Origin of the sequence: Delftia sp. WY8 (genome assembly GCF_018437695.1) — a bacterium.
Lineage (GTDB): Bacteria > Pseudomonadota > Gammaproteobacteria > Burkholderiales > Burkholderiaceae_C > Comamonas > Comamonas tsuruhatensis.
The window spans coordinates 3,354,855-3,379,022 of the sequence record NZ_CP049795.1; the positions used below are offsets into that span (position 1 = coordinate 3,354,855).

22 protein-coding genes are annotated in these 24,168 nt (G+C 69.1%); 10 read left to right on the forward strand and 12 right to left on the reverse strand.

Annotated elements, in window-relative coordinates; genetic code table 11:
• Positions 1-233: 233 nt before the first annotated feature.
• A complete protein-coding gene (locus G4D77_RS15495; RefSeq protein WP_016450523.1) occupies positions 234-1,376 on the reverse strand; it encodes an acyl-CoA dehydrogenase family protein in 1,143 nt (380 codons plus the stop codon).
• Positions 1,377-1,424: 48 nt separating this feature from the next.
• Positions 1,425-2,990 carry an AMP-binding protein gene (locus G4D77_RS15500; RefSeq protein ID WP_154836273.1) on the reverse strand — a complete coding sequence of 522 codons (1,566 nt, stop codon included), beginning with the start codon at positions 2,988-2,990 and terminating at the stop codon, positions 1,425-1,427.
• Between the two features lie 161 nt (positions 2,991-3,151).
• Here G4D77_RS15500 and G4D77_RS15505 point away from each other — a divergent pair, with 161 nt between their 5' ends.
• Genes G4D77_RS15505 through G4D77_RS15520 form a run of 4 tightly spaced genes read left to right on the forward strand, consistent with a single transcriptional unit; the run spans position 3,152 to position 7,290 of the window.
• Entirely contained in the window at positions 3,152-4,339 is a 1,188-nt protein-coding gene (locus G4D77_RS15505; protein ID WP_154836274.1) for a thiolase family protein, read from the forward strand.
• A 22-nt stretch (positions 4,340-4,361) separates the two neighbouring features.
• Positions 4,362-5,141, forward strand: a complete 780-nt coding sequence (locus G4D77_RS15510) for an SDR family NAD(P)-dependent oxidoreductase (RefSeq protein ID WP_154836275.1) — start codon at positions 4,362-4,364, stop codon at positions 5,139-5,141.
• Positions 5,142-5,181: 40 nt separating this feature from the next.
• Entirely contained in the window at positions 5,182-6,144 is a 963-nt protein-coding gene (locus G4D77_RS15515; protein WP_154836276.1) for a Bug family tripartite tricarboxylate transporter substrate binding protein, read from the forward strand.
• Between the two features lie 21 nt (positions 6,145-6,165).
• The gene (locus G4D77_RS15520; protein WP_154836277.1) at positions 6,166-7,290 is read left to right on the forward strand and encodes a CaiB/BaiF CoA transferase family protein; all 1,125 of its coding nucleotides are present in this window, start codon (positions 6,166-6,168) and stop codon (positions 7,288-7,290) included.
• A gap of 1 nt (position 7,291) precedes the next feature.
• Here G4D77_RS15520 and G4D77_RS15525 read toward each other — a convergent pair whose 3' ends face one another.
• Complete coding sequence (locus G4D77_RS15525; RefSeq protein WP_016450517.1) at positions 7,292-8,074, reverse strand: IclR family transcriptional regulator; 783 nt, start codon at positions 8,072-8,074, stop codon at positions 7,292-7,294.
• A gap of 140 nt (positions 8,075-8,214) precedes the next feature.
• On the opposite strand from G4D77_RS15525, the gene G4D77_RS15530 reads away from it, so the two are divergent.
• Positions 8,215-9,078: a BUD32 family EKC/KEOPS complex subunit gene (locus G4D77_RS15530; RefSeq protein WP_126312932.1), complete on the forward strand. Its 864-nt coding sequence runs from the start codon at positions 8,215-8,217 to the stop codon at positions 9,076-9,078.
• Between the two features lie 30 nt (positions 9,079-9,108).
• On the opposite strand, the gene G4D77_RS15535 is transcribed toward G4D77_RS15530, so the two are convergent.
• The gene (locus tag G4D77_RS15535; RefSeq protein WP_016450515.1) at positions 9,109-9,954 is read right to left on the reverse strand and encodes an IclR family transcriptional regulator; all 846 of its coding nucleotides are present in this window, start codon (positions 9,952-9,954) and stop codon (positions 9,109-9,111) included.
• 160 nt (positions 9,955-10,114) lie between these two features.
• Here G4D77_RS15535 and G4D77_RS15540 point away from each other — a divergent pair, with 160 nt between their 5' ends.
• The 3 genes from G4D77_RS15540 to G4D77_RS15550 all read left to right on the forward strand — a co-directional run bounded on the left by G4D77_RS15540 (position 10,115) and on the right by G4D77_RS15550 (position 14,480).
• A complete protein-coding gene (locus G4D77_RS15540; protein WP_154836278.1) occupies positions 10,115-11,095 on the forward strand; it encodes a Bug family tripartite tricarboxylate transporter substrate binding protein in 981 nt (326 codons plus the stop codon).
• Between the two features lie 34 nt (positions 11,096-11,129).
• The gene (locus G4D77_RS15545) at positions 11,130-13,514 is read left to right on the forward strand and encodes a cytochrome P450/oxidoreductase (RefSeq protein ID WP_154836279.1); all 2,385 of its coding nucleotides are present in this window, start codon (positions 11,130-11,132) and stop codon (positions 13,512-13,514) included.
• Between the two features lie 414 nt (positions 13,515-13,928).
• Positions 13,929-14,480, forward strand: a complete 552-nt coding sequence (locus G4D77_RS15550; protein WP_017406990.1) for a GNAT family N-acetyltransferase — start codon at positions 13,929-13,931, stop codon at positions 14,478-14,480.
• Between the two features lie 13 nt (positions 14,481-14,493).
• Here the strand turns inward: G4D77_RS15550 and sugE are convergent, their stop codons facing one another.
• From sugE to G4D77_RS15565, 3 genes are all read right to left on the reverse strand, one after another.
• Complete coding sequence (gene sugE, locus G4D77_RS15555) at positions 14,494-14,811, reverse strand: quaternary ammonium compound efflux SMR transporter SugE (RefSeq protein WP_013804742.1); 318 nt, start codon at positions 14,809-14,811, stop codon at positions 14,494-14,496.
• 190 nt (positions 14,812-15,001) lie between these two features.
• The gene (locus tag G4D77_RS15560) at positions 15,002-15,490 is read right to left on the reverse strand and encodes a putative toxin-antitoxin system toxin component, PIN family (protein ID WP_016454612.1); all 489 of its coding nucleotides are present in this window, start codon (positions 15,488-15,490) and stop codon (positions 15,002-15,004) included.
• Positions 15,487-16,767 (reverse strand): THUMP domain-containing class I SAM-dependent RNA methyltransferase, encoded by a 1,281-nt coding sequence (locus G4D77_RS15565; RefSeq protein ID WP_126312927.1) that lies wholly within the window; start codon positions 16,765-16,767, stop codon positions 15,487-15,489. The genes G4D77_RS15560 and G4D77_RS15565 overlap by 4 nt, the downstream gene beginning before the upstream one ends.
• Positions 16,768-16,882: 115 nt before the next feature.
• Between G4D77_RS15565 and ocd the strand changes: the two genes are divergently transcribed.
• Together ocd and rocF are read left to right on the forward strand one after the other, a co-directional pair.
• The gene (gene ocd, locus G4D77_RS15570) at positions 16,883-17,956 is read left to right on the forward strand and encodes an ornithine cyclodeaminase (protein WP_154836280.1); all 1,074 of its coding nucleotides are present in this window, start codon (positions 16,883-16,885) and stop codon (positions 17,954-17,956) included.
• 17 nt (positions 17,957-17,973) lie between these two features.
• Positions 17,974-18,939 (forward strand): arginase, encoded by a 966-nt coding sequence (gene rocF / locus G4D77_RS15575; protein WP_154836281.1) that lies wholly within the window; start codon positions 17,974-17,976, stop codon positions 18,937-18,939.
• 6 nt (positions 18,940-18,945) lie between these two features.
• Here rocF and rtcA read toward each other — a convergent pair whose 3' ends face one another.
• Genes rtcA through G4D77_RS15600 form a run of 5 tightly spaced genes read right to left on the reverse strand, consistent with a single transcriptional unit; the run spans position 18,946 to position 23,838 of the window.
• Positions 18,946-19,989, reverse strand: a complete 1,044-nt coding sequence (rtcA, locus tag G4D77_RS15580; protein WP_154836282.1) for an RNA 3'-terminal phosphate cyclase — start codon at positions 19,987-19,989, stop codon at positions 18,946-18,948.
• Positions 19,990-19,998: 9 nt separating this feature from the next.
• A complete protein-coding gene (locus G4D77_RS15585; RefSeq protein ID WP_016450506.1) occupies positions 19,999-20,814 on the reverse strand; it encodes a nucleotidyltransferase domain-containing protein in 816 nt (271 codons plus the stop codon).
• Positions 20,815-20,867: 53 nt separating this feature from the next.
• A complete protein-coding gene (locus tag G4D77_RS15590; protein ID WP_193726183.1) occupies positions 20,868-22,085 on the reverse strand; it encodes an RtcB family protein in 1,218 nt (405 codons plus the stop codon).
• Positions 22,086-22,144: 59 nt separating this feature from the next.
• Entirely contained in the window at positions 22,145-22,642 is a 498-nt protein-coding gene (locus tag G4D77_RS15595; RefSeq protein WP_154836283.1) for a hypothetical protein, read from the reverse strand.
• A gap of 56 nt (positions 22,643-22,698) precedes the next feature.
• Positions 22,699-23,838 carry a slipin family protein gene (locus G4D77_RS15600; protein WP_154836284.1) on the reverse strand — a complete coding sequence of 380 codons (1,140 nt, stop codon included), beginning with the start codon at positions 23,836-23,838 and terminating at the stop codon, positions 22,699-22,701.
• Positions 23,839-24,168 lie beyond the last annotated feature (330 nt).

Genomic DNA, 24,168 nt, shown 5'->3' on the forward strand with positions numbered 1-24,168 from the left:
TCGATACGGAAAGATCATGGAAGAATGAGCCGCTCTATGGAAATTCCAATTTCTGCCAAAAAATAGGATTGCCAAAAGGAAAATTGCCGCTTCTCCCACTCGGATCGGGCTTGGGAAAAGCCTAGGACAAGCGGCCGGAGCAAGGGCCTTCATGATGTGCAGCCGCTACACATCGCCCCGCTTGGCCGTCCCCCGGATCAGGGCGCCGCACGCCCGCGCAGCCGCTCAGGGGTTCAAAGAGTCCTTCCGATGATCTCCTTCATGATCTCGTCGCTGCCCCCGTAGATCCGCCCTATGCGCGCATCGGTCCAGGCGCGGCCGATCTGGTATTCGGTCATGTAGCCGTAGCCGCCGTGCAGTTGCAGGAATTCGTCGAGCAGGCGGTTTTGCAGCGCCGTGGCATTGAGCTTGACCATGGCCGCCCGGTCGGGCGCGAGCGCGCGGCGCAGGTGCAGGGCGATGCAGTCGTCCACGAAGACGCGCAGCATGGTGGCCTGGGCCTTGGCCTCGGCCAGCTTGAAGCGCGTGTTCTGGAAGTCGAACACCGGCTGGCCGAAGGCCTTGCGCTCGCGCGTGTAGGCAATGGTCTTGTGCAAAAAGGCCTCGATGGAGGCGGCGGCGCGCACGGCCACCACCAGGCGTTCCTGGGCCAGTTCGTGCATGAGGTACCTGAAGCCCGCGTTCTCCTCGCCCAGCAGGTGGTCGGCCGGCACGCGCACGTTGTCGAAGAACAGCTCCGAGGTGTCCTGCGCCATGAGGCCGATCTTCTCGAGCTTGCGGCCCTTGGAGAAGCCGGGCATGCCGTCCTCGACCACGATCAGGGACACGCCCTTGGCACCCATCTCGGGCGCGGTCTTGGCGACGACGATGACCAGTTCCGAGTTGATGCCGTTGGTGATGAAGGTCTTCTGGCCGTTGAGCACGTAGTGGTCGCCCTCGCGCCGCGCCGTGGTGCGCACGGACTTGAGGTCGCTGCCCGCGCCGGGCTCGGTCATGGCGATGGCGCCGATCAGCTCGCCCGCGGCCATGCGCGGCAGCCAGCGGTCCTTCTGCACCTTGCTGCCATAGGCATGGATGTAGGGCGCGACGATGTCCGAATGCAGCGGAAAGCCCAACCCGCTGGCGCCCGTGCGCGCGATCTCCTCCAGCAGCACGGCCGCATGGCCGAAGTCGCCGCCGCCGCCATAGGGCTCGGGCAGCATGGGGTTGAGCAGGCCTTCGCGCCCGGCCTTGCGCCAGACCTCCTTGGGCACGATGCCCTGGCGCTCCCATTCGGCATGGTGGGGCACGATCTCGCGCTCGAAGAAGCGGCGGGCCTGCTCGCGGAACTGTTCATGGTCTTCGCGGTAGACGGAGCGCTCGGTCAGGTCTTGCATGGGTCGGTATCCGGTGGTTGTCGGTGAGGAAAGACGGGGAAGGGCCGTTCAGGCGCTGCGCAGGTTGAAGCCCGCGTGCGGCTGCTCGCGCAGCCTGTCCTTGAGCACGCGGCGCAGCAGCTTGCCCGTGGGCAGGCGCGGCAGCTCGTCCACGAACTGCAGGCGCTGCGGGCGCTTGAGGCGCGACAGCGTGGCGCCGGCCTCGGCGACGATGGCGCGTGCCATCTCGGCGCTGGCCGCGTGGCCCTGGCGCAGCACGACCACGGCCATGGGCTGCTCGCCGAAGTCGGGCTCGGGCACGCCGACCACGGCCACCTCCTGCACGGCCGGGTGCGTGGCCAGCGCGTTCTCTATCTCCTGCGGATAGAGGTTGACGCCGCCCGACAGGATGAGGTCGGCCCGCCGGTCGCTGAGAAAGAGGTAGCCCTCCTCGTCCACATGGCCCAGGTCGCCATAGGTGGCCCAGCCGCGCTCGTCGATGGCCTCGCGGGTCTTGGCGGGGTCGTTGAGGTAGGCGAAGGGCGCCACGTCCGAGAAGAACACGCGGCCGATCTGGCCCGCAGGCAGCTCCTGCCCGTCGTCGCCCACGATGCGCAGCCGACCGTAGCTGGCGCGGCCCACGGAGCCTGGACGCCGGCGCCATTCGGCGGAGTTGATCAGGGTGATGCCGCAGCCTTCGGAGCCTGCGTAGTACTCCAGCAGGATGTCGCCCCACCAGTCCAGCAGCGCCTGCTTGACGGCCACCGGGCAGGGCGCGGCCGCATGGATGGCGCAGCGGTGGCTGGACAGGTCATAGCCGTGCCGCACCTCCTCGGGCAGCTGCAGCAGGCGGCCCAGCATGGTCGGCACCCATTGGCTGTGGGTGATGCGGTAGCGCTCGATCATCGCCAGCGCCTGCTGTGCGTCGAAGCGCGCCGTGATCACCACCGCGCCGCCGCCGTCCAGCGTGCGCAGGCAGTAGCGCAGCGGCGCTGCGTGGTACAGCGGTGCGGGCGAGAGGTAGACCGTGTCGGCGTCAAAGCCCATGTTGCGCTGCCAGGCCAGGAATTCGGGGTCGGCCTGCGTGCGGTAGAGCGCCGCCGGCAGCGCCTTCTTGATCCCCTTGGGCCGGCCCGTGGTGCCCGAGGAGTACAGCAGGTCGCGCCCCAGCGGACGGCCCGACAGGTCGATGGGCGCGGGCGCCTGCGCACGCCAGGCGGCCAGGGCATCGGCCAGCGACGGCAGGCCCGTGGATGCGCAGTCTCCGTCCACCGAATGCACGGAGGCGGCCAGTTCGGCCGGCAGCTGCGCCGCCGTGGCGGCCGAGGCAAAGACATGGCGCGCCCCGCTGTCGCCCAGGATGTAGGCCACCTCGGGCGCCGTCAGGTGGGTGCTGATGACCACCGTGTACAGGCCCGCCAGGCGCGCGGCCAGCACCAGCTCCAGGATCTCCACGCGGTTTTCCATCAGCACGGCCACCGTGTCCCCGGCCGCCAGGCCCTGCCCCGCCATCCACTGCGCCACTTCGCGCGAGCGCTGCGCCAGCGCGCCCGCCGTGTGTTGCTGGCCGCTGTCGCCCATGGTCAGCGCAACGCGGTCGGGCCGGGCATCGGCCCAGCTGTGAAAGTCATGCACGCCTGTCTCCTTTGCTTTTTTGAATCCGTCGTCTCGAATTCACCGGGTTTCAGCAAGTATTTTTGTTTGCGCGCGGTTTTTCATCCGGGAAAACGCTTTGTTCAATGCAAATTTCGAGACTTATCATTCATTTCGTGAACCTCCAGTCTCATTAAATCAGCATGAACACTCCCGTCATCGTCGATGCCATCCGCAGTCCCATGGCCCGGGCCAAGCCCGATGGCGCCCTGGCCCAACTCCACCCCGTCGATCTGCTCAGCCAGGTGCTGGAGCAGCTCGTGCAGCGCAACCGCATCGACCCCGGCGCGGTGGACGATGTGATCACCGGCTGCGTGAGCCAGGCCGGCGAGCAGGCCGGCACGCCGGGCCGCCTGGCCTGGCTGGCCGCAGGCCTGCCGGCCCATGTGCCGTCCACCACCATCGACCGCAAGTGCGGCTCCAGCCAGCAGGCCGTGCACTTTGCCGTGCAGGCCATCATGTCGGGCACGCAGGACATGGTGATCGCCTGCGGCGTGGAGTCCATGAGCCGCGTGCCCATGGGCAGCTCGCGCATGGGGCAGAACACCACGGGCGCACGCTTCGATGCGCGCTTTGCGCCGGGGCTGGTGGGCCAGGGCGTGTCGGCCGACCTCGTGGCCGCGCGCTGGGGCCTGGGCCGCGAGGAACTGGATGCCTATGCCGCGCGATCGCACCAGCGCGCCCATGCGGCCCAGTCGGCCGGGCACTTCGAGCGCGAGATCGTGGGCATCACCACGCCTGCCGGCCTCGTCAAGGCCGACGAGACCATCCGCCCGGGCACCACGGCGCAGAAGCTGGGCGCGCTCAAGGCCGTGTTCCAGAACGACGAGCTGTCGGCGCGCTTTCCGCAGATCCGCTGGCACACCACGGCGGGCAATGCCTCGCAGATGACCGACGGCGCCAGCGCCATGCTGCTGATGAGCGAGAAGCGCGCCCAGCAGCTGGGCCTGCGCCCGCGAGCGCGCTTCGTGGCGCTGGACGTGGTGGGCGACGATCCGCTGTACATGCTCACGGCCCCCATTCCCGCCACGCGGCGCGTGCTGGCCAAGGCCGGCATGCGGCTGGAGCAGATGGACCACTGCGAGATCAACGAGGCCTTTGCCTCCGTGCCGCTGGCCTGGCTGAAAGAGCTGAGGGAACTGGGCGCCGACCCCGAGCGGCTGAATCCGCGCGGCGGCGCCATCGCCCTGGGCCATCCGCTGGGGGCCTCGGGCATCCGCCTGATGACCACCATGCTGCACGCGCTGGAGGACAGCGGCGCGCGCTACGGCCTGCAATCCATGTGCGAGGCCGGCGGCATGGCCAATGCCACCATCATCGAACGCCTGTGAGCCAGGCACGGGAGACACATCCATGCAACTGCAAGAGAACATGACGGCCCTGGTGACGGGCGGCGTATCGGGCCTGGGCGAGGCATCGGCCCTGGCGCTGCTGGAGCGCGGCCTGAACGTGGTGGTGGTGGACCTGAACGAGGACCGCGGCGCGGCCATGGTGGACGCAGCCCGCCAGCGCTACGGCAGCCGCCTGCGCTTCGTGAAGGCCGACGTGGCCGACGCCGACCAGATGGCCGCCGCCATTGCCGCCGCCGAGGACTTCGGCGAGTTCCGCGCCCTGGTGCACTGTGCGGGCGTGGGCGGGCCGCTGCGGCTGGTGGAAAAGGACGGCAGCCCGGGCTCGCTGGACAAATACACGGGCATCGTGCGCGTGAACCTGATCGGCACCTTCAACACGCTGCGCCTGGCCGCCGCCAGCATGGCGCGCAACGAGCCCGTGCAAGGCGAGCGCGGCGCCTGCGTGCTCACGGCCTCGGTGGCGGGCTACGAGGGGCAGATCGGCCAGATTCCCTACGCCTCGGCCAAGGCCGGCATCATCGGCATGACCATCGTCGCCGCGCGCGACCTGGCCACGCGCATGATCCGCGTGTGCACCATTGCGCCGGGCCTGTTCGACACGCCCATCCTGGCCAAGCTGCCCGACAACATCCGCCAATCGCTGGCCGCCTCCGTGCCCAACCCCGCACGCCTGGGCCACCCGTCCGAGTACGCGCTGACCGCGCTGCACATTCTTGAAAATCCCATGCTCAATGGCGAGACGATTCGCCTGGACGGTGCCATTCGGATGAGTCCTCGCTGAGAAGCGCCCCGGCCCAGCACACGCGCGGAGAAGAAACACCATGTTCAAACGTCTCACGCTGGCGGCGGCTGCCTTGCTGTGCGCCACGGCCGCCATTGCAGCCGATGCCTGGCCCACCCGGCCCATCACCCTGGTCGTGCCGGGCGCGGCCGGGGGCTCCACCGACATTCCCGCGCGGCTGCTGGCGCTCAAGCTGGGCGAGCGGCTGGGCCAGCCCGTCATCGTGGACAACAAGCCGGGCGCGGGCGGCTCCATCGGTGCCAGCCAGGTGGCACGCGCGCAGCCGGACGGCTATACGGTGCTGGTGGGCAACACGGGCTCCAACGCCATCAACTACACGGCCTACAAGAAGCTGCCCTACAGGCCCGAGGACTTCGTGGCGCTGACGGACATGATCTCGTTTTCCAACGTGCTGGTCGTGCCGCAGGCATCGCCGGTGCGCTCGCTGGAGGACCTGCTCAAGGCCGCGCGGCAGGCGCCGGGCAAGTTGTCGTTCTCCTCGGCCGGCGTGGGCCAGACCACGCACCTCATGGGCGAGCTGCTGCGCGAGCGCACAGGCGTGGACGTGGTGCATGTGCCCTACCGCGGCTCGGCACCGGCGACGGCGGCCATCGTCTCGGGAGAGACGCAGTTCATGTTCGACAACCTCACGGCCTCGCTGGTGCACATCAAGGCGGGCAAGCTGCATCCCATCGCCGTGACGGGCGCGCAGCGCGAGCCCGAGCTGCCCAACGTGCCCACCACCACCGAGCTGGGCCTGCAGGACTTCGACAAGGTCGGCTGGATGGGTTTCTTCCTGCCCGCGCAGACGCCGCCCGCCGTGGTGCGCAAGCTCACCGACGGCCTGGTCGCCGTGCTCCGGGACCCCGAGGTGGCGCGCCGCTACCGCGAGCTCGGCGGCCGCCCGGGCGGCATGCCGCAGGCGCAGTTCACCCAGCTGGTGGACAACGACCGCAAGAGTTGGGGCGCGCTGATCACCAGCCGCCAACTGCAACTCGACTGAACCGATTTCGACGGAGACGCCATGAAGGTGCTGGACAGCGTGCGCGTGCTGGAGATTGGCGGCATCGGCCCGGGGCCGTTCTGCGCCATGCATCTGGCGGACCTGGGAGCCGATGTGGTGTCCATCGTGCGGCCCGAGGCGGAACCCGCCGCCACCTCAGCCGCCTCCGCGCTGTCGCGCGGCAAGCGCTCGGTGTTCGCCGATCTCAAGTCACCCGAAGGGCGTGACCTGGTGCTGGCCCTGATGCGCGATGCCGATGCGCTGATCGAGGGCATGCGGCCCGGCGCCATGGAGCGCCTGGGCCTGGGACCCGAGGCCTGCCAGGCCCTCAACCCGCGCCTGGTCTATGGCCGCATGACGGGCTGGGGCCAGGACGGCCCGCTGGCCCAGGCAGCCGGCCACGACAACAACTATGCGGCCGTCTCAGGCGCGCTGTGGGGATGCGCGCCGGCCGATGCCCGGCCGGTCTCGCCGTTTGCCACGCTGGGCGACATCGGCGGCGGCGCCATGTACCTGATGACGGGGCTGCTGGCCGGCATCGTGCAGGCGCGCGCCACGGGGCGCGGCACGGTGGTGGACGCGGCCATCGTCGATGGTGCGGCGCACATGCTCAACCTCATGCTGCACGCGCGCCAGCGCGGTCTGGTGGCCGACGAGCGCGGCCACAGCATCCACGACAGTGCACCGTTCTACGAAACCTATGCCTGTGCCGATGGCGGCTTCATCACCGTGGGCGCCATCGAGCCGCAGTTCCATGCCCTGCTGCTGGACAGGCTGGGCCTGGCCGGTGCCGCAGCGTTCCAGGGCCCCCAGTGGGACCGCGCCGCCTGGCCCGCGCGGCGCGCGCAGCTGCAGGTGCTGTTCGCCTCCCGGCCCCGCGCGCACTGGCAGCAATTGCTGGAGGGCAGCGATGCCTGCTTCGGCGCCGTGCTCAGCCCTGTGGAAGCCGCCAGCCACCCGCACCTGCAGGCGCGTGGCGTCTATCTGCAGCCCGAAGGCGGCGCCCTGCAGGCCAGCCCCGCGCCACGCTTTGACGGCCAGGCCTATGCGCCGGGTCCTGCAAATGCTGCAGGCTCAGACACCGCCAGCGTGCGGGAGAAGGTGAGCGCAGGCCGCGCGCAGGAAGTCTGGCGCAGCGCCCGCTGATTCACGAGAGGCTGGAGGCGCCCAGCATGCCTTCGACCAGGCGCACCAGCGTGATCAGGCGCGGCCCGGCATCGCTTTCCAGCGCGCGGCTTTGCGGGCTGTAGATGGGCAGGGAGACCGAGAACACCCAGTACTCGCCGTCCTGGGCCGTGGACATGGGCACGGCAATGGACTGGATCTCGCGGTGCAGGTCGCCGTGGCTGCGGCAAAAGCCGTGCTCGGCCAGGTCGCGCCGCGCATCGTCGAGCCGCTCGCGCAGTTGCTGGGCGCGTGCGGGATCGTCGGCCTGCAGCTCGGCGATGAAGGCCTCGCGCTCGGCCTCGGGCAGGCTCAGCAGGTAGGCGCGGCCCGTGGCGGTGCGCGACAGCGAGATGTGCACGCCGATCTCGGGCAGGAAGACCTTGTTGGTCAGGCCGTTGGCCAGCTCCACCAGGCACAGCTGGCGGCCGTGGCCCACGGCCAGCTGGATCTGGCCCTCCAGGTGATTGGCCAGCTCCTGCATGTGCGGCCGCGCGAACTGGCGCATGTGCATGCGCGCCAGCACGGGTGAGGACAGGTTCAGCAGCCCCACGCCCGGCACGTACTTGGACAGGCGCTCGGAGTAGCGCATCAGGTTCAGTTCGCACAGGGTGTCGATCAGGCGGAACAGCGTGGGCTTGGGCAGGCCCGTCATGTCCATCAGTTCACGGGCGCTGAGTTCCTGGTGCTTGTTGGAAAAGCACTGCAGTACGGAGATGCCGCGCACCAGGGCGGCCACCAGCTTGCCACTGTCTTCGGAATTCATGGATTGATGAGGGCTGAAAAGATGAAACGATTGTCTCAATTTTCAGGGTGCCGCCGCACAGATTTCCAGCGCCATGCGCAGTGCAAACCCGTAAACAGGCCTTGCCCCGCGCAACGGACATGACACGGCACAATCGGTCCATGCTTGGCGCCCTGCGCCTCCCACCAGAAAAGCCTGCCGTGTCCGAACCGTTTGCCGCCGTCCCGCCTTCCGAATCGCCAGACTACGACGCCTTCCTGCGCGCCCATGTGCTGAGCCAGCCTTTGAGCATCCAGCGCTATGACCGCGGCGACGAAACCATCTGGGTCAAGCGCGCGGGCGCGAGCAACCCGGCGTGGCGCTATCGCGCCCTGGCCCTGCTGGCCGCCGGCCTGCGCCTGCCCGTGCTGCGGCCCGTGCCCAACCCCGGCGGACACGAAGCCATCCGCACCGAGGTACGCCGCCTGCGCCAGCTCGCGCAGCGCGGCCTGCGTGTGCCTGCCGTGCTGGCCGAGTGCGAGGACGGCTTTGCCATGCGCCACCTGGGCAGCCCCGGCGTGGAGGCGCCCTCGCTGGGCAATGCCATGGAAGCCGCCCTGCCCCGGGGGGATGGCAGCACGCTGGCGCTGTGGCTGCAGGGCCTGCAGACCCTGCAGCAGGTGCATGGCAGCGGCGACTGCCTGAGCCAGGCCTTTGCGCGCAACATGGTCTGCTGTGCCGACGGCGTGATCGGCTTCATCGACTTCGAGGACGACCCCGCCGCCCACCTGCCCCTGGCGCTGTGCCGCGTGCGCGATGCCCTGTGCTACGCCCACTCCACGGCCTGGATACTGGAGCAGGCCGGCGCCATGCCGGCCGCACGCGCGGCCTGGCGGGACTTCGTGCAGTCCATGGAGCCCGAGACCCGCGCCCTGATGGCGCGCACCGTGAAACAGCTGGCCTGGGTGCGCCGCCTGCCTGAGAGCCGCCGCCTGGGCCGCGACATGCAGCGCGTGCGCATGGCCTACACGCTGGTGACGCCGTAGCGGCAGCGGGCTGCACGCCTCAACCGGGCCTCAGCCGGGCTTCAGCCGGGCCTCACCGGGCAGATGGCCCAGCGAGGCGCTGACGCGCGCCGCTTCGGCGCGCAGGGCCCGGGCCACAGCGCCCTGCGGGTCCGGGTCGAAGCCGCCGCTGGCGCCCAGCGCGCACAGCACGCCCACCACATGGCCCGTGTAGTCGTGCAGCGGCGCCGCCACGGCGCTGATGCCCGGCAGGTTGACATCGCGCACCGAGGCGCAGCCCGCAGCGCGGATCTCGCGGCGCAGCGTGCCCAGCGGGTCCGCGCCATCGAGCAGCGCGCGCCGCGCGGCCGGCGCCTCGGCCAGCTCCCGGGCCAGCAGCGCATCCACGCGGGCATCGTCGTCCATGAAGGCGAAGAAGGCGCGTCCCGTGGCCGACCACAGCAGCGACATCACCGAGCCCACGCGCACATTGACGGTGACCGGCAGGCCCGGCTCCTCGAAGCGCACGATGGTCGGCCCCAGGTTGCCCATCACGGCCACGAAGCTGGTGACCTGCAAGGCCTCGCGCAGGTGCAGCAGGGCCGGCTCGGCCAGGCGGATGGGGTCGGACTGCCGCATGGCGGCCAGGCCCACGCGCATGGCCTCGGCCGCCAGCGCGTACTGCGTGCCGCCACGGTCCTGCTCCACCAGCCCCTCGGCCATCAGGCTGGCCAGGTAGCGGTGGACCTTGGCCGGGCTTTCCTCCACCGCGCCCGCGATGGCCGTGAGGCTGGCGCGTCCGCCCAGCGTGGCCAGGGCCTTGAGCACGGCCAGGCAGGTCTCGGCGGCCTGCACGCGCTGGCGCCTTTCGCGCGGCGGCGCGGGCTCGTCAATCTCGGAGGCAACAGTGGAAGTCATGGCGGCAGGACGGGTCTGGAAAGGCCTGTTTTAAGGGCTGGCGGGGCATTGTGCCGCAGCTTGCGGGTAATCCCGGGCGGTGTTTTTACGCAATGCGTAGAAAAATTACGCAAAACAAGATTCCATGGATTCCACCCAGGCCTCACCGGAGACAAGCCCCATGCACAAGCGCCTCTTTCTCACCACACTGGCCGCAGGCCTGCTATCGGCCACCGCCCTGCCCGGCGCGCTGGCCCAGGACGGATTCCCCAGCAGGAACGTGCGCTGGATCGTTCCCTACGCGGCCGGCGGCGGCTCGGACTTCCTGGCCCGCACCATAGGCCAGGCCTGGGGCGGCCAGGTGCACCAGCCCATCGTGGTGGACAACCGCCCGGGCGGCAACACGGCCATAGGCGCCTCGGAAACCGCGCGCGCCGCCGCCGATGGCTACACCGTGCTGTCGGCCGACAACGGCACCCTGGTCTTCAATCCCGTGCTCTACAAGAGCCTCAGCTACAACCCCGCCAGGGACCTCGCGCCGGTCACGCTGATGGGCCGCTTCCCGATGATCCTGGTGGCCGGCCCCGGCATGGCAGCGGCCACGGCCAAAGACTTCCTGGCCCAGGCGCGCACCAGCAAGGACGGCGTGAACTACGCCTCGGCCGGTGCCGGCAGTCCGCACCACCTGGCCATGGAACTGCTCAGGGTGGAGGCCGGCCTGAAGCTGGTGCACGCGCCCTACAAGGGCGCGGCGCCGGCCCTGGGCGACGTGGCTGGCGGCCAGGTGCCCGTGATGATGGTGGACCTGGCCGCGGGCGCAGGCTTCATCAAGGCCGGCAAGGTCCGCCCGCTGGCCGTGGCCAACGCCACGCGCCTGCCCCAGTTGCCCGACGTGCCCACCTTCGCCGAGCTGGGCCTGCCCAAGGTGCAGGCCGCCGCCCTGGTAGGACTGGTGGCGCCCGCCAGGACCCCGGCCCCGGTCATCGCGGCCCTGCACAGGCAGGTCGTGGCCGCGATCAACGAGCCCGCCGTGCGCCAGAAGCTCGTGGATTTCGGCGTGGAGCCCGTGGGCAACACGCCCGAGCAGTTCGCCGCGCTGCTGGCCAGCGAAAGCACGCGCTGGCACCAGCTGATCCGCGACCAGAACATCACTTTGGATTGACCCTCCGCGCCTACTGTCTGCCTGCGAACCTGCCATGACTGCCTCCGCCGCCTCTGACACCGCCCCGTCCGCCTCTGCGCCAGCATTTGCGCCCGCCTCCGCGCGCTGCCCCTTCGACCACCGCCAGCCCAGCGGCCAGACCGGCCCCACGGGCTGCCCCGTCAGCGCGGGTGCCGCAGCCTTCGACCCGTTCAGCGACGGCTACCAGCAGGACCCGCCCGAATATGTGCGCTGGGCGCGCGAGCAGGAGCCGGTGTTCTACAGCCCGCAACTGGGCTACTGGGTGGTCACGCGCTTCGACGACATCAAGGCGGTGTTCCGCGACAACATCGCCTTCAGTCCCTCGATCGCGCTGGAGAAGATCACGCCCACGGGCGAGGAGGCCAATGCCGTGCTGGCCTCCTACGGCTTCGCGCTGAACCGCACCCTGGTCAACGAAGACGAGCCCGCCCACATGCCGCGCCGCCGCGCGCTGATGGACCCGTTCACGCCCGAGGAGCTGCGCCACCACGAGCCCATGGTGCGCGAGCTGGCGCGCGCCTATGTGGACCGCTTCATCGACGACGGCCGCGCCGACCTTGTGGACCAGATGCTGTGGGAGGTGCCGCTGACCGTGGCCCTGCACTTCCTCGGCGTGCCCGAGGAGGACATGGACAGGCTGCGCGAGTACTCCATCGCCCACACCGTCAACACCTGGGGCCGGCCCCGGCCCGAGCAGCAGGTGGCCGTGGCCCATGCGGTGGGCAACTTCTGGCAGCTGGCCGGCAAGGTGCTGGCCAAGATGCGCGAGAACCCCGATGCGCCGGGCTGGATGCAATACGGCATACGCAAGCAAAAGGAGCTTCCCGAGGTCGTCACCGACTCCTACCTGCACTCCATGATGATGGCCGGCATCGTGGCCGCGCACGAGACCACGGCCAATGCCACGGCCAACGCCGTCAAGCTGCTGCTGCAGCATCCCGGCGCCTGGAAGCAGATCTGCGAGAACCCCGCGCTGATCCCCAATGCCGTGGAGGAATGCCTGCGCCACAACGGCTCGGTGGCCGCCTGGCGGCGCCTGGCCACGCGCGACGTGGTGATCGGCGGCGTGGCCGTGCCGGCGGGCTCGAAGCTGCTCATCGTGACCTCGTCGGCCAACCACGACGAGCGGCATTTCGCCGATGCCGACTTCTTCGACATCCACCGCGACAACGCTGGCGACCACCTGACCTTCGGCTATGGCTCGCACCAGTGCATGGGCAAGAACCTGGCGCGCATGGAGATACAGATCTTCCTGGAGGAGTTCACGCGCCGCCTTCCCCACATGCGGCTGGCCGAGCAGCGGTTCACCTACGTGCCCAACACCTCGTTCCGGGGCCCCGAGCACCTGTGGGTGGAGTGGGACCCGGCCCTCAACCCCGAGCGCGCCCGTCCCGCCCTGCTGCAGGCGCGCCAGCCCGTGCGCATTGGCGAATCCCTGCAGGGCGGCGCCAGCCGGCCCATGGTCGTGGCCGAGGCCGAGGCTGCCGCCGAAGGCGTGCTGCGCCTGCGCCTGAAGGCCGCCGATGGACATGCCCTGCCGCGCTGGACGCCGGGCTCGCACATCGACCTGCAATGCGGCGACACGGGCCTGTCACGCCAGTACTCGCTGTGCGGCGACCCGCAGGACACCGGCAGCTACGAGATTGCCGTGCTGCGCGAGGCCAACGGCCGTGGCGGCTCGGCCTGGGTGCATGAGCATCTGCACCGCGGCGCCACCGTACAGGTGCGGGGCCCGCGCAACCATTTCCCGCTGGACGAAGGCGCCAGCCACCTGATCCTGGTGGCCGGCGGCATCGGCATCACGCCCATCTCGGCCATGGCACGGCGCGCCAGGGCGCTGGGCTTGTCCTATGAAATCCACTACAGCGGCCGGCGCCGCGCGGGCATGGCGCTGCTGGCGCCGCTGCTGGCCGAGCATGGCGCCCGGCTGCACCTGTACGTGGCGGAGGAAGGCCGGCGCGCCGACTACGCCGCCCTGCTGGCCACGCCGCGCGCCGGAGCCCGCATCCATGCCTGCGGACCGGCGCGCCTGCTGGACGGCCTGGAGGCCGCCAGCCGCCACTGGCCCGAGGACAGCCTGCGCGTGGAGCATTTCGTCTCCACCGTGGGGGCGCTGGACCCTGCCAGGGAGCAGGGCTTCGAGGTGGAACTGCGCGCCTCGGGCCTTGTGCTGCAGGTGCGCAACGACCAGACGCTGCTGGACGCCCTGCGCAGCGCGAAGATCGAAGTGCAAAGCGACTGCCGGGAAGGGCTGTGCGGGTCCTGCGAAGTGCCCGTGCTCGACGGCGAGGTGGACCACCGAGACATGGTGCTCACGCGCGGCGAGCGTGCGGCCTGCACCAAGATGATGAGCTGCTGCTCGCGCGCCAGGAGCGGCAGGCTGGTGCTGGGCCTGTAGTCAGGACTCCGCTGCCCTGTGCCCGCAAGCCCGGCGCCCAGAAACACAAAAGCCCCAAGGCCATCATCGGCAATGGGGCGATCGCATCGGTGGGCGCGCTTCAGGGCGCACCTGCCTCCAACCGGATTACTGGTTGGCGATTTCGAGCTCGGCGTTGCGGGCTTGCTGGATGAAATCGATCAGGGAATAGATTGCTTGGCGCATGGTGAACTTCCTTACTGAGACGCTCAACAATCACTGGCGGCATGCATCTCAAGTGCCGCGAATGCCGGGAAAACCCTCTAAGAGTTTACCCTAGGAATAAGTATAAACCACTAGATCTCGGCATGCAAACGCACAGTTGTAAGCGCACGTCAAGATTCCGCAGAGGCGCCCAACTGCGTCCCAATGTCAGGCATGGGATGATTCAGGCTTATGACCGCGCCTTCCGTTTCCCTCGCACCCTGGCACATAGAGCCGCTGAACCCGGCCGAGGCGCCATGGCCGCTGCTGCTGTCGGCGGACCCGTCGCGGGAAAAGGTGCGCGGCTATCTGGCGGGCTCCACCTGTTTTGCCGCGCGCGAGTCCTTCCAGCGCGAAGGCCAGCCGCCGCGTCCCGGCGGGCGCGGCGAGGTATTGGGCATGTGCGTGCTGGTGCCGCTGCGCGCCAGCGGCGACGAGGCCTCAGGCCCACCCGCCTGGGAGCTGATGAACATCGCGGTCGCGGAATCGCTGCACCACCGGGGCCTGGGCACCGCCCTGCTGCGCCAGGCCATCGCCTGGGCGCGCTCGCAAGGTGCTCCCCGCATCGAGGTCGGCACCGGCAGCTTCGGCGACCAGCTGGTCTTCTACCAGCGCGCGGGTTTTCGCGTGACGGGCATCGTGCGTGACTTCTTCCTGAAGCACTACACCACCCAGCTGTGGGAGCGCGGCGTGCAGCACCGCGACATGCTGCGCCTGACGCTGGAGCTGGGCACGGGCCGCTGAACGGCCGCCCCGCTCAGTCCGAAGACATCTTCATCAGCACCAGGCCCGAGACGATGAGCACGGCCGCGCCGATGCGCATGGCGCTGACCTGCTCGCCCAGGACCGTGATGCCGACCAGGAAGGCGCCCACGGCGCCGATGCCGGTCCAGATCGTGTAGGCCGTGCCCAGCGGCAGGCTGCGCATGGCCACGGCCAGCAGGCCGAAGCTGGCGATCATGGTGACGATGGTGATGGCGCTGGGCACCAGCCGCGTGAAGCCGTGCGATTGCTTCATCGAAAACGCCCAGACCACTTCGAGCAGCCCCGCCACCAACAGATAGACCCATGCCATGGAAAACTCCTTGTGAAGCCGGGTCGTCCCGGCGCATGCATGTCCCGATGTGGGGGAGGCCGTCCTCCTGGCAGAAGGGCTTGTGCCTCCTGCATGGCCGCCAGTTTAGGAGAAAGCCTTCAAGCCGGCCGCACCCAGCCTGTTGCCCCATTGCCGCCTGGGTGGTTGCTGCACAACAGCATCCAGGGCGTCAGGCGGCCAGTGCCTCTTCCTGTTCAGCCAGCAGGATGTTGCCCACGGTGGCGCCCAGGCCGGCCACGCGCTTGCGCAGCTTGAGCACGGCCTTGTCCTTGCTGATCAGCAGCGCCTGGTGCTGGCTGGCCAGGTCCAGGAAATGCTGGTCGTCGGGGTCGGTGCAGGCAAAGCGGATGCGCGGCGCATCGGCCACGTATTCGACGGCTCCGTCGAAGGCCGAGAGCACGCCTTCGGCCGTCTTGCCGTAGAAGGCCACGCGCGGCGCGATCTGGCTGTAGTGCAGCACGCGTTCGAGCTCGATGCGCTGGGCCTGGTCGGCGATCCAGCGCATCTGCCCCTGCTCCACCAGCTCGCGGATCGGCGGAACATGCGGATCGTCGAAGATCAGCATGTCAAGGACCACATTGGTATCGAGCACCACGGGCCGGGGCAGGGGACCTTCGTAGCCGTCGTTGCACTGCGGCCAGCGCAGCACGATCTTCATGGCGCGGCGCCCTCTGCCGGGCCTTCGGCGGCCTTTCTGGGCTTGACAGCGCCACGGACCATGTCGAAGCGGAACAGCCGGCATTCGATGGGGCCGTTCCACATGGGCGTGCGGCGCGCCTCTTTCAGGCGCATCTTGCCGGGCAGCTTGAGGTCGGGCGTGAGCATCCAGGCGCTCCAGCCGCTGTAGTTCTTCTTCCAGTGGGTGGCCAGCTGGCTGAAGAATTCCACACCGTCCTCGGTCTGGGCCGTCTCGCGGCCCGCGCGCTCGACCACGGCCATGCGCTCGCCGGCGCTGCGGCCGGCCGAGCCGGCTGCGGCAATGCGCTCGCCATAGGGCGGATTCAGCAGCATCAGGCCGGGCTGCTCGCAAGGCGGCATGCGCTGCAGCGCGTCACCGCCGCGCAACTGCACGGTCTGGCCCACGCCCGCGCGCTCGGCGTTGCGCTGGGCGAAGTCCACCATGCGGTGGGACACGTCGGAGCCATAGATGCCCACGGGGCTGTCGGGCAGGATGGCGGCCTCTGCCTCGTCCAGCATGGCTTCCCACACATGCCTCTGGAAGGGCACGAGCTTTTCGAACGCGAAGCGCCGCAGGATGCCGGCCGGAATGCGCCGGGCGATCTGCGCGGCCTCGATCAGCACCGTGCCGCTGCCGCAGCAGGGGTCGTACAGCGGCTGGGGATCGTCGCCGTGCGGGTCCCAGCCCGTGGCGGCGATCATGGCCGCGGCCAGGGTTTCCTTGAGCGGCGCATCGCCCTTGTCCTCGCGCCAGCCGCGCTTGAACAGCGCCTCGCCCGAGGTGTCGATGTAGATGGTGGCCTCGTCGGTCGTCAGGTGCAGGTGCACGCGCACGTCGGGGTGGCGCGTTTCCACGTCGGGGCGCACGCCCTTCCTGTCGCGGAAGCGGTCGGCAATGGCGTCCTTGACGCGCAGCGCCGCAAAGTTGAGGCTGGTCAGCGGGCTGTGCTGGGCCGTGACTTCGATCTTGAAGCTCTCGCGCGGGGAGAACCAGATCTCCCAGGCCACTTCGCTGGCGGCGCGGTACAGGTCGTTTTCGTTGCGGTACAGGGTCTGCGACAGCTGCACCAGCACGCGCTGGGCCAGACGGCTGTGCAGGTTCAGCAGCAGGGCGTCGCGCCACAGGCCGCGCACCATCACGCCGCCACGGCCGACCAGGAGGTCGTGGCCGCTCAGGCCGGTGATCGCGTGGACCTCGTCGGCCAGAAATCCCTCGACGCCGGCGGCGCAGGGCAAAAACAGATGCAGTTGGTTCATAGCTTGGGTGCCGAGCATACGCGCACCGCGATTCCCCGCGCAGGCGCCAGCCGAAACCCGCTTGCCTGCGCTTCGGCCCGGGCCTACAGTGGAAGCAACCGCGAGGGAGAGCACCATGAAGACTCGAACCACGCCCGTCCACACGGATTTCCTCGGCGCCACGCAGGCCGCACGCCTGGTGGCGCAGGTCGGCGTCGCCGCCTGCCTGGCCGGCCTGGCCGATGCCATCGAGCAAGACTTCGCGCGCTGGCCCGATTTCGAGAAATCGGCCCGCCTCGCCCACCATTCGCCCGGCGGCGTGATCGAGCTCATGCCCGTGTCCGATGCGCTGGACTACGCCTTCAAGTACGTCAATGGCCATCCAGACAACGCCGACCGGGACCTGCCCACGGTGATGGCATTCGGCGCCCTGGCCGACGTGGCCACGGGCCTGCCGGTCTTCCTGTCCGACCTGACGCTGGCCACGGCGCTGCGCACCGCCGCCACCTCGGCGCTGGCCGCGCGCCGGCTGGCGCGACAGGGCTGCCGCAGCATGGCGCTGATCGGCGCAGGATCGCAGTCCGAATTCCAGGCCCTGGCCTTCACCCACCTGCTGGGCGTGGAGCGGCTGCGCATCTTCGACATCGACGTCCAGGCCATGCGCAAGCTGGTGGACAACCTGGGCCATGCAGGCATTGCCGCCCAGCGCATCACCTGCTGCACCAGCAGCGCCCAGGCGCTGGAAGGCGCCGACATCGTCACCACGGTCACGGCCGCCAAGCGCCGCGCCTGCGTGATCGCCGATGCCGATGTGCGCCCCGGCACCCACATCAATGCCGTCGGCGGCGATTGCCCCGGCAAGACCGAACTGCCCGTGGAGTTGCTGCGGCGCGCGCGCATCTTCGTGGAGTTCACGCCCCAGACGCGCGTGGAAGGCGAGCTGCAGCAGCTGCCCGCCGACGCGCCCGTGACCGAGCTGTGGCAGGTCATCAATGGCCTGGCGCCGGGACGCGGGCACGACACCGAGATCACGCTGTTCGACTCCGTGGGCTTTGCGCTGGAAGACTATTCGGCCCTGCGCTGGTTGCGCGCGCTGGCCCACGACACCGGGCTGATGCAGTCGATCGACCTGGTGCCTTCGCTGGCCGACCCCCGCGACCTGTACCGGCTGGTGCGCGAGGCCGGGCAGGCAGAACGCGGCTTTGGCTGACACGGGGACTGCATACCATGGGTCCCATGAGCATGAACACCCATACGACCCCGCAGACCGCACGCGCCCTGAGACTCATAGGCGTGCCCACCGACATCGGCGCCAGCCGCCTGGGCAGCGCCATGGGGCCGGACGCGCTGCGCGTGGCCGGCCTGGCCCCGGCGCTGCGCCAGCTGGGCTGCCAGGTGCGCGACATCGGCAACCTGGCCGGTCCACCCAATCCCCAGACACCGCCCGAGCAGGGGCTGCGCCACCTCGCACCGGCCCGCGCCTGGATGGACGCCGTGCACCAGGCCGTGGGCCAGGCGCTGGACGATGGCGAGCTGCCGCTGATGCTGGGCGGCGACCACAGCCTGGCCATGGGCTCGATCAGTGCCGTGGCCGCCCACTGCCGCCGACGAGGCCGCGCGCTGCGCGTGATCTGGCTGGACGCCCACGCCGACTGCAACACGCCCGATATCTCGCCCAGCGGCAACCTGCACGGCATGCCCGTGGCCAGCCTGTGCGGCCTGGGGCCCGCGGCGCTCACCGCGCTGTCCCAGGGCGGCGATCCGGCGCTAGATGCCGCCTCGCTGTGCCAGATCGGCCTGCGCAGCGTGGATGACCAGGAAAAGCGCCTGCTGCATTCGCTGAACATCGAGGTGTACGACATGCGCGCCATCGACGAGTTGGGCATGCGCGAGGTCATGCGCCGCGCGCTCGACGGCCTCGCCGGCAGCGACACCCACCTGCACCTGAGCTTCGACGTGGACTACCTCGATCCCGACATCGCGCCCGGCACCGGCACCCCCGTGCGCGGCGGCCCCAGCTACCGCGAGGCCCAGCTGTGCATGGAGATGCTGGCCGATACCGGACGCCTGGGCTCGATGGATCTGGTGGAGCTCAATCCCGCGCTGGATGTGCGCAACCAGACGGCCGAACTGGTGGTGGACCTGCTGGAGAGCCTGTTCGGCAAGAGCACGCTGGTGCGGGCCGATCGCTGAGGCCGCTCAGGCAGGCGAGAGCGAAACACGCCAGCCGTCGCCCGTTGCGTCCGTGGTAAAGCGCACAGGCACAAAGCGCTCGATCACCTCGAAATTGCTGCGCGCATGCGGCGTCAGTTCCGTGCAGGTGTAGCTGGCACCGCGCCCGCTGCGCCAGACGGCCAGCGCCAGCGGCAGGGCCCATTGGTCGGCCAGGTACGGGCCCAGCGCGGCCCGGCTGCCCTGGTGGCGGCGCACCTCGCGCGCCAGGTCATGCGCCACCTTTTCGGCGCTGACGCCCTTCATGCCGAACTGCGTGAACACTTCGCACAGGTGCTCATAGGCCAGCGTGGCCAGCAGCGCGTTGCCCGGCCCCTCGTTCTGGCGCACGGCAGCCACCTGCAGCTGCTCGCCAGACCAGCCCAGGGCCTGACCCAGATGGTCCAGTTCGCGCTGGGCCACCGCGCGTGGCAGCGCGGGCGCAAAGCATTCGGCATGGCTGGCCACGGGGGCGCCGCGTTCGGTGATATCGAAAGGCACCAGCCCATTGGTTGCCGGCGTGATCGTCACGTCCATCTCGCCGCCACCGGCCGGATAAAAGCCCAGCCGGCGCAGCCGCAGTTCGCAGCGCGCGCCCAGCCTGTGCAGCAGCGGCGCATAGCTGCGCTCCAGGAAGTGGAAGGGCGGCGCGGCCGGGTTGTGGGTGCCGCCGCCCAGGGTCAGGCGGCTTTCGCCGTTAGCCATCATCAGCGCGGGCCACAGCGTCTGCAGCAGCAGGGTGCAACTGCCCGCCGAGGCGATCACGAAGCGGTACTCGCCCGCACGCACCGGCCCCGGTGTGAATTGCAGCGCCTGCGAATTCATCTCGGCGCCCTGCATCTGCGCGCCGCAGATTTCGGCGGCGGCATTGACGCAGGCCAGGTGCTGGCGCATCAGACCCGGCTTGGCGCGCCCGGCACGGATGCGCTGCATGGCAAAAGGCTGGCCCGTGCACATGGACAGCGCCAGCGCGCTGCGCAGCATCTGGCCTCCGCCCTCCCCGGCGGAGCCGTCGATCTCGATCACTTTCATTTTTCTCTTTCATTCATTGCCGCCAAAGCGCGCCACGGCATCCCGCAGATAGCGGTCCAGCGGCGCCGCATCGGCCTGGTCCCCCGGATCGGGCGCATGGGCCATGGCATGGGCCAGCTCGCGCTCCAGGAAATCATGGACCCGCACCCGGCGCGGCCCCTTGGCGGCCTCGCCCAGGCGCATCTTGAGCTCCAGCAGCTCGTTGAGCTCGGCCAGCAGGCCTGCATCCTCCAGCGTGCCCGCCGCCAGCTGCGCAAAGCGCATGGGCGGCGCACCACGCCCCTCGCGTATCCAGCGCGCGGCCAGCAGTGGACGCAGTACGTAGAAGTATTTCTTGTAGCGCACCACATCGCCCTGCAGGTGGGCGCGCAGGTTCTTGCGCGCCATGGCCACGTAGTGGTGGTAGCCGCGCACCGGCGAAAAGCCCTGCTCGGCCAGCAGATGCAGGCGCTCGGCCCAGGGCTGCTCCTGCCGGTAGACCACGGGCGAGCGCAGCCATTCGAGCAGCGTGGGGTTGGAGGCGCGCAGCAGCCCCAGCGCCTTGCGCAGCTCCCAGCCGCTGACATCGAGCTCGCCGCTGAGCGGCTGCTCTATGACATCGCGGCCCGGCGCCACCGTCAGATACCAGGGCAGGCGGTGGACGTAGATGAAGCGCACGTCATAGTCGCTGTCGGGCGAGGCAAAGCCCCAGCCGCGGCTGCCCGACTCGCAGGCAAACAGCACCGTGACCTCGTGCCTGCGCTCCACCTCGGCCAGGTTGGCCAGCACCGTGGCGCGCATGGCGTCGGAGACCGGATGCGCGCTCAATACCTTCTCTTCCCTCATGCTCTCATCCTGCTTTCTGTTCCGGAGGATGAGAGCCCGGGGCCCTCATCCACTCACCCTTTCACGCACACCACTTGCTTCAGGGTGTGCACCACCTCCACCAGATCCTGCTGCGCGTCCATGACCGCATCGATGTCCTTGTAGGCCATGGGAATCTCGTCCACCACATTGGCATCCTTGCGGCATTCCACGCCCTCGGTGGCCTTGATGTGGTCCGCCACGCTGAACATCTTCTTGGCCTTGGTCCGGCTCATCACGCGGCCCGCACCGTGGCTGCAGCTCTCGAAGCTCTCCGGGTTGCCCAGGCCGCGCACGATATAGCTGCGCGCGCCCATGCTGCCCGGGATGATGCCCAGCTCGCCGCGCCGCGCGCTCACCGCGCCCTTGCGGGTGATGAACACGTCCTGGCCGAAATGGCGCTCCTGCTGCACGTAGTTGTGGTGGCAGTTCACCGCCTCCACATGCGACTCGAAGGGCTTGGCGATCACCTTGCGCACCGTGGCGATGAGGTTGGCCATCATCACCTCGCGGTTGCGCATGGCGAACTTCTGCGCCCAGGACACGCCGCGCACATAGTCGCCAAAGTAGCGGGCCCCTTCCTCGAAATAGGCCAGGTCCTTGTCGGGCAGGTTGCGCTGATGCAGTTCTGCGTCCTTCTTGGCCAGCTCGATGAAATGGGTGCCGATGGCATTGCCCACGCCGCGCGAGCCCGAGTGCAGCATGAACCACACGAAGCCCGCCTCGTCCAGGCAGATCTCGATGAAGTGGTTGCCGCTGCCCAGCGTTCCCAGGTGCTTGCGGTTGTTGGTGTTGGCCAGGCGCGGATGCAGCTCGCACAGCAGGTGGAACTCCTCGGCCAGCGTGGCCCAGACCTGGTCCACCGACACGGGCGGGTTCTCCCAGCTGCCCGGATCGCGGCCCCGGTGGCGCGGCACCGAGCCATGCGGCACGGCCTGCTCTATCGCCGAGCGCAGCGGGCCCAGGTTGTCGGGCAGGTCCTCGGCGCGCAGCGTGGTCTTGGCGGCCATCATTCCGCAGCCGATGTCCACGCCCACGGCCGCCGGGATGATGGCCTTGATGGTGGGGATCACCGAGCCCACGGTGGCGCCTATGCCCAGGTGCACATCGGGCATGGCCGCGACATGCTTGAACACCACGGGCAGGCGCGCGGCGTTCTCCAGCTGCTTGCGCGCCTCGTCCTCGACGGGCACGCCCTTGGTCCACATCTTGATGGGGACGCCGTTTTCCACGTTGTGTTGCAGGTAGTTCATTGCGTTGTCCTTCAGTCTTCTTGTCTGTTCGTCTTGTTCAGGTCTTGCTGCCGCGCGGCTCATCCACGCATCAGGCGAGACAGGTCCCGCTTGCGGATGGCGCTGCCCAGGCTTTGATAGTCCCGCAGCGGGAATTCATGCTCCAGCCAGCGCTTTCGGTATTCCTCGACGCCCATGCCGCAATAAATACCGTCCAGCACGCGGTACACGATGCGCACCACGTCCTCGCGGGCCACCTGCCCACGGGCCAGCACTTCATAGTCATCCATGGCGGTGATGCCCCAGCTGGCCCAGTCCGCGTACTGCCGCAGCTCGTAGGAAAGGGTGTCGCGGTCCCCCTCCATGCTCAGGTGCACTTCGCCGGGCTCGTCCATGAACACGGCGGCAGCGCGGTGCGCGCCCTTGGCCAAGGCCAGCGCCATGGCGGCCAGATCACCCAGCGAATCATGCAGGTAGGACACGGCACACACCAGTTCCTCCTCGGACGTGCTGAACTTCAACGTCGCCCAGCCCGCCTTGCCCACCTCATAGCTCCATAGTTCTTCGAATGCGGCCATGGCGGTACCTCTCTTTTGTTTCTTCGTTGTCCGTTGTGTGCCGACCAGCCTGCCGGTCAACGCATCTTCACCAGCCCGTTGAGCACCTGGTCCAACCCGCCGAACACGGAGATCTTGTCGATGCGCTCGGCCACACGTTCCAGCGTCTCCAGCTCCTTCATGCGCAGGGCCACGGGGTTGTCCTCCATGACCTTGGCGGTGTTGAGCAGCGAGCGCGTGGCCGCCGTTTCCTCGCGGCGGCGGATCACGTTGGCCTGGGCCTGCTTTTCGGCCTGCACCACCTGGGTCAGGATGGCCTTCATCTCGCCGGGCAGCACGATGTCCTTCACGCCCACGCTCTCCACCACCATGCCGAAGGGCTGCAGCTTGGCCGCCATGTGCGCGGTCACCACGTCGTCGATCACCGTCTTGTTCTCCAGCAGCTCATCGAGCGTGCGGGTGCCCACGGCGGCGCGCAGCGCGAACTGCAGCTCCCGGTACAGGTGCTCGGCGGGCTTTTGCAGCTGGGCAAAGGCGCGCAGAACGTCGGTGTGGCGATAGGTGGCGCTCAGGTTCAGGCGCAGGCTCACCTTGTCGCGGGTCATGATGTCCTGGCCCGAGACCTCGACGGCCTGCAGGCGCAGATCCACCAGCTCCACGGCAATGCTGCGGCCGAACTTCCAGAACGCATGGCTGCCGGCCTGCAGCAGGCGGTCCACCTTTCCGTCGATGGTCAGCAGCGCGCACTGGCCTGCGGGCACCTGCACCTGCAGCACGCCGTTGAGGCCGGACACGCTGCGCAGGCGCAGCTGCGTCTGGGTCAGGCGCGCCGCCAGGGCGGCGGGCAGCTCGGCGCCGGCCTGCAGGTCGACCACCTGCACGCTCACATCCACCAGTCCCTTCCAGTACAGGCGGCGCGTGCCGGGCGGCAGGATCTCGACCAGCACGCCGTTTTCGCTGCGCAGGCCCGCCTCGGTTTCGGACAGTTCCACGCGCAGGAATTCGGCGGCCACCACGGCGGGCTCCTGGGCCATCAGGTAGTCGGCCAGGCCGTGCGTGAAGGCGGGCAGCTCCAGGGCAAAGGTTTCCACGCGCAGCTGGTCGGTGCCGGCAAACAGCCAGTGCCGGCCGCTGTGCAGCACGCGCTCGAAATCGCCATTGCGCAGCAGCAGGGCCCGTTCGTTCTTCTTGATGGTGATGCGTTGGATCTTCAGCATTTCTTCTTCTCCTCGTTCGGCGTCTTCGCCGCAATCAATAGGGGTGCCGTTACAGCAGCGGCGGGGTTCCAGGGGGCACGGCCCGGGCCTTGCAGTGCGCCGTGGCGGCAACCCTGGAAACAGGTTGCAGCGTGGCTGGCTGCGGGCGCGGACCGTGCCGGGACCTGGCACAGCCGCCGCCGCTGACGGGGGGCGGCCTGGGGCTGCATCGCAACCCGGCGGCCACCTCCCGCGTTCGGCGGGTGGTCTTTCGACCGTTTCAATAGCCCGGCCTTGCGGCCGGAAGAGTGGACAGGAATCGAACCTGCGACAGTCCTCTTGCGAGGGTGC

What these genes read in the sequence shown, in the direction of transcription:
- G4D77_RS15590 (WP_193726183.1), bottom strand. Translation starts at nt 22,085, where the DNA reads ATGAACTACCTGCAACACAACGTGGAAAACGGCGTCCCCATCAAGATG.
- G4D77_RS15515 (WP_154836276.1), top strand. Translation starts at nt 5,182, where the DNA reads ATGTTCAAACGTCTCACGCTGGCGGCGGCTGCCTTGCTGTGCGCCACG.
- rtcA (WP_154836282.1), bottom strand. Translation starts at nt 19,989, where the DNA reads ATGAAAGTGATCGAGATCGACGGCTCCGCCGGGGAGGGCGGAGGCCAG.
- G4D77_RS15540 (WP_154836278.1), top strand. Translation starts at nt 10,115, where the DNA reads ATGCACAAGCGCCTCTTTCTCACCACACTGGCCGCAGGCCTGCTATCG.
- ocd (WP_154836280.1), top strand. Translation starts at nt 16,883, where the DNA reads ATGAAGACTCGAACCACGCCCGTCCACACGGATTTCCTCGGCGCCACG.
- G4D77_RS15505 (WP_154836274.1), top strand. Translation starts at nt 3,152, where the DNA reads ATGAACACTCCCGTCATCGTCGATGCCATCCGCAGTCCCATGGCCCGG.
- G4D77_RS15550 (WP_017406990.1), top strand. Translation starts at nt 13,929, where the DNA reads ATGACCGCGCCTTCCGTTTCCCTCGCACCCTGGCACATAGAGCCGCTG.
- sugE (WP_013804742.1), bottom strand. Translation starts at nt 14,811, where the DNA reads ATGGCATGGGTCTATCTGTTGGTGGCGGGGCTGCTCGAAGTGGTCTGG.
- G4D77_RS15535 (WP_016450515.1), bottom strand. Translation starts at nt 9,954, where the DNA reads ATGACTTCCACTGTTGCCTCCGAGATTGACGAGCCCGCGCCGCCGCGC.
- G4D77_RS15595 (WP_154836283.1), bottom strand. Translation starts at nt 22,642, where the DNA reads ATGGCCGCATTCGAAGAACTATGGAGCTATGAGGTGGGCAAGGCGGGC.
- G4D77_RS15495 (WP_016450523.1), bottom strand. Translation starts at nt 1,376, where the DNA reads ATGCAAGACCTGACCGAGCGCTCCGTCTACCGCGAAGACCATGAACAG.
- G4D77_RS15530 (WP_126312932.1), top strand. Translation starts at nt 8,215, where the DNA reads ATGCTTGGCGCCCTGCGCCTCCCACCAGAAAAGCCTGCCGTGTCCGAA.
- G4D77_RS15600 (WP_154836284.1), bottom strand. Translation starts at nt 23,838, where the DNA reads ATGCTGAAGATCCAACGCATCACCATCAAGAAGAACGAACGGGCCCTG.
- G4D77_RS15510 (WP_154836275.1), top strand. Translation starts at nt 4,362, where the DNA reads ATGCAACTGCAAGAGAACATGACGGCCCTGGTGACGGGCGGCGTATCG.
- G4D77_RS15565 (WP_126312927.1), bottom strand. Translation starts at nt 16,767, where the DNA reads ATGAACCAACTGCATCTGTTTTTGCCCTGCGCCGCCGGCGTCGAGGGA.
- G4D77_RS15545 (WP_154836279.1), top strand. Translation starts at nt 11,130, where the DNA reads ATGACTGCCTCCGCCGCCTCTGACACCGCCCCGTCCGCCTCTGCGCCA.
- G4D77_RS15585 (WP_016450506.1), bottom strand. Translation starts at nt 20,814, where the DNA reads ATGAGGGAAGAGAAGGTATTGAGCGCGCATCCGGTCTCCGACGCCATG.
- G4D77_RS15560 (WP_016454612.1), bottom strand. Translation starts at nt 15,490, where the DNA reads ATGAAGATCGTGCTGCGCTGGCCGCAGTGCAACGACGGCTACGAAGGT.
- G4D77_RS15520 (WP_154836277.1), top strand. Translation starts at nt 6,166, where the DNA reads ATGAAGGTGCTGGACAGCGTGCGCGTGCTGGAGATTGGCGGCATCGGC.
- G4D77_RS15525 (WP_016450517.1), bottom strand. Translation starts at nt 8,074, where the DNA reads ATGAATTCCGAAGACAGTGGCAAGCTGGTGGCCGCCCTGGTGCGCGGC.
- rocF (WP_154836281.1), top strand. Translation starts at nt 17,974, where the DNA reads ATGGGTCCCATGAGCATGAACACCCATACGACCCCGCAGACCGCACGC.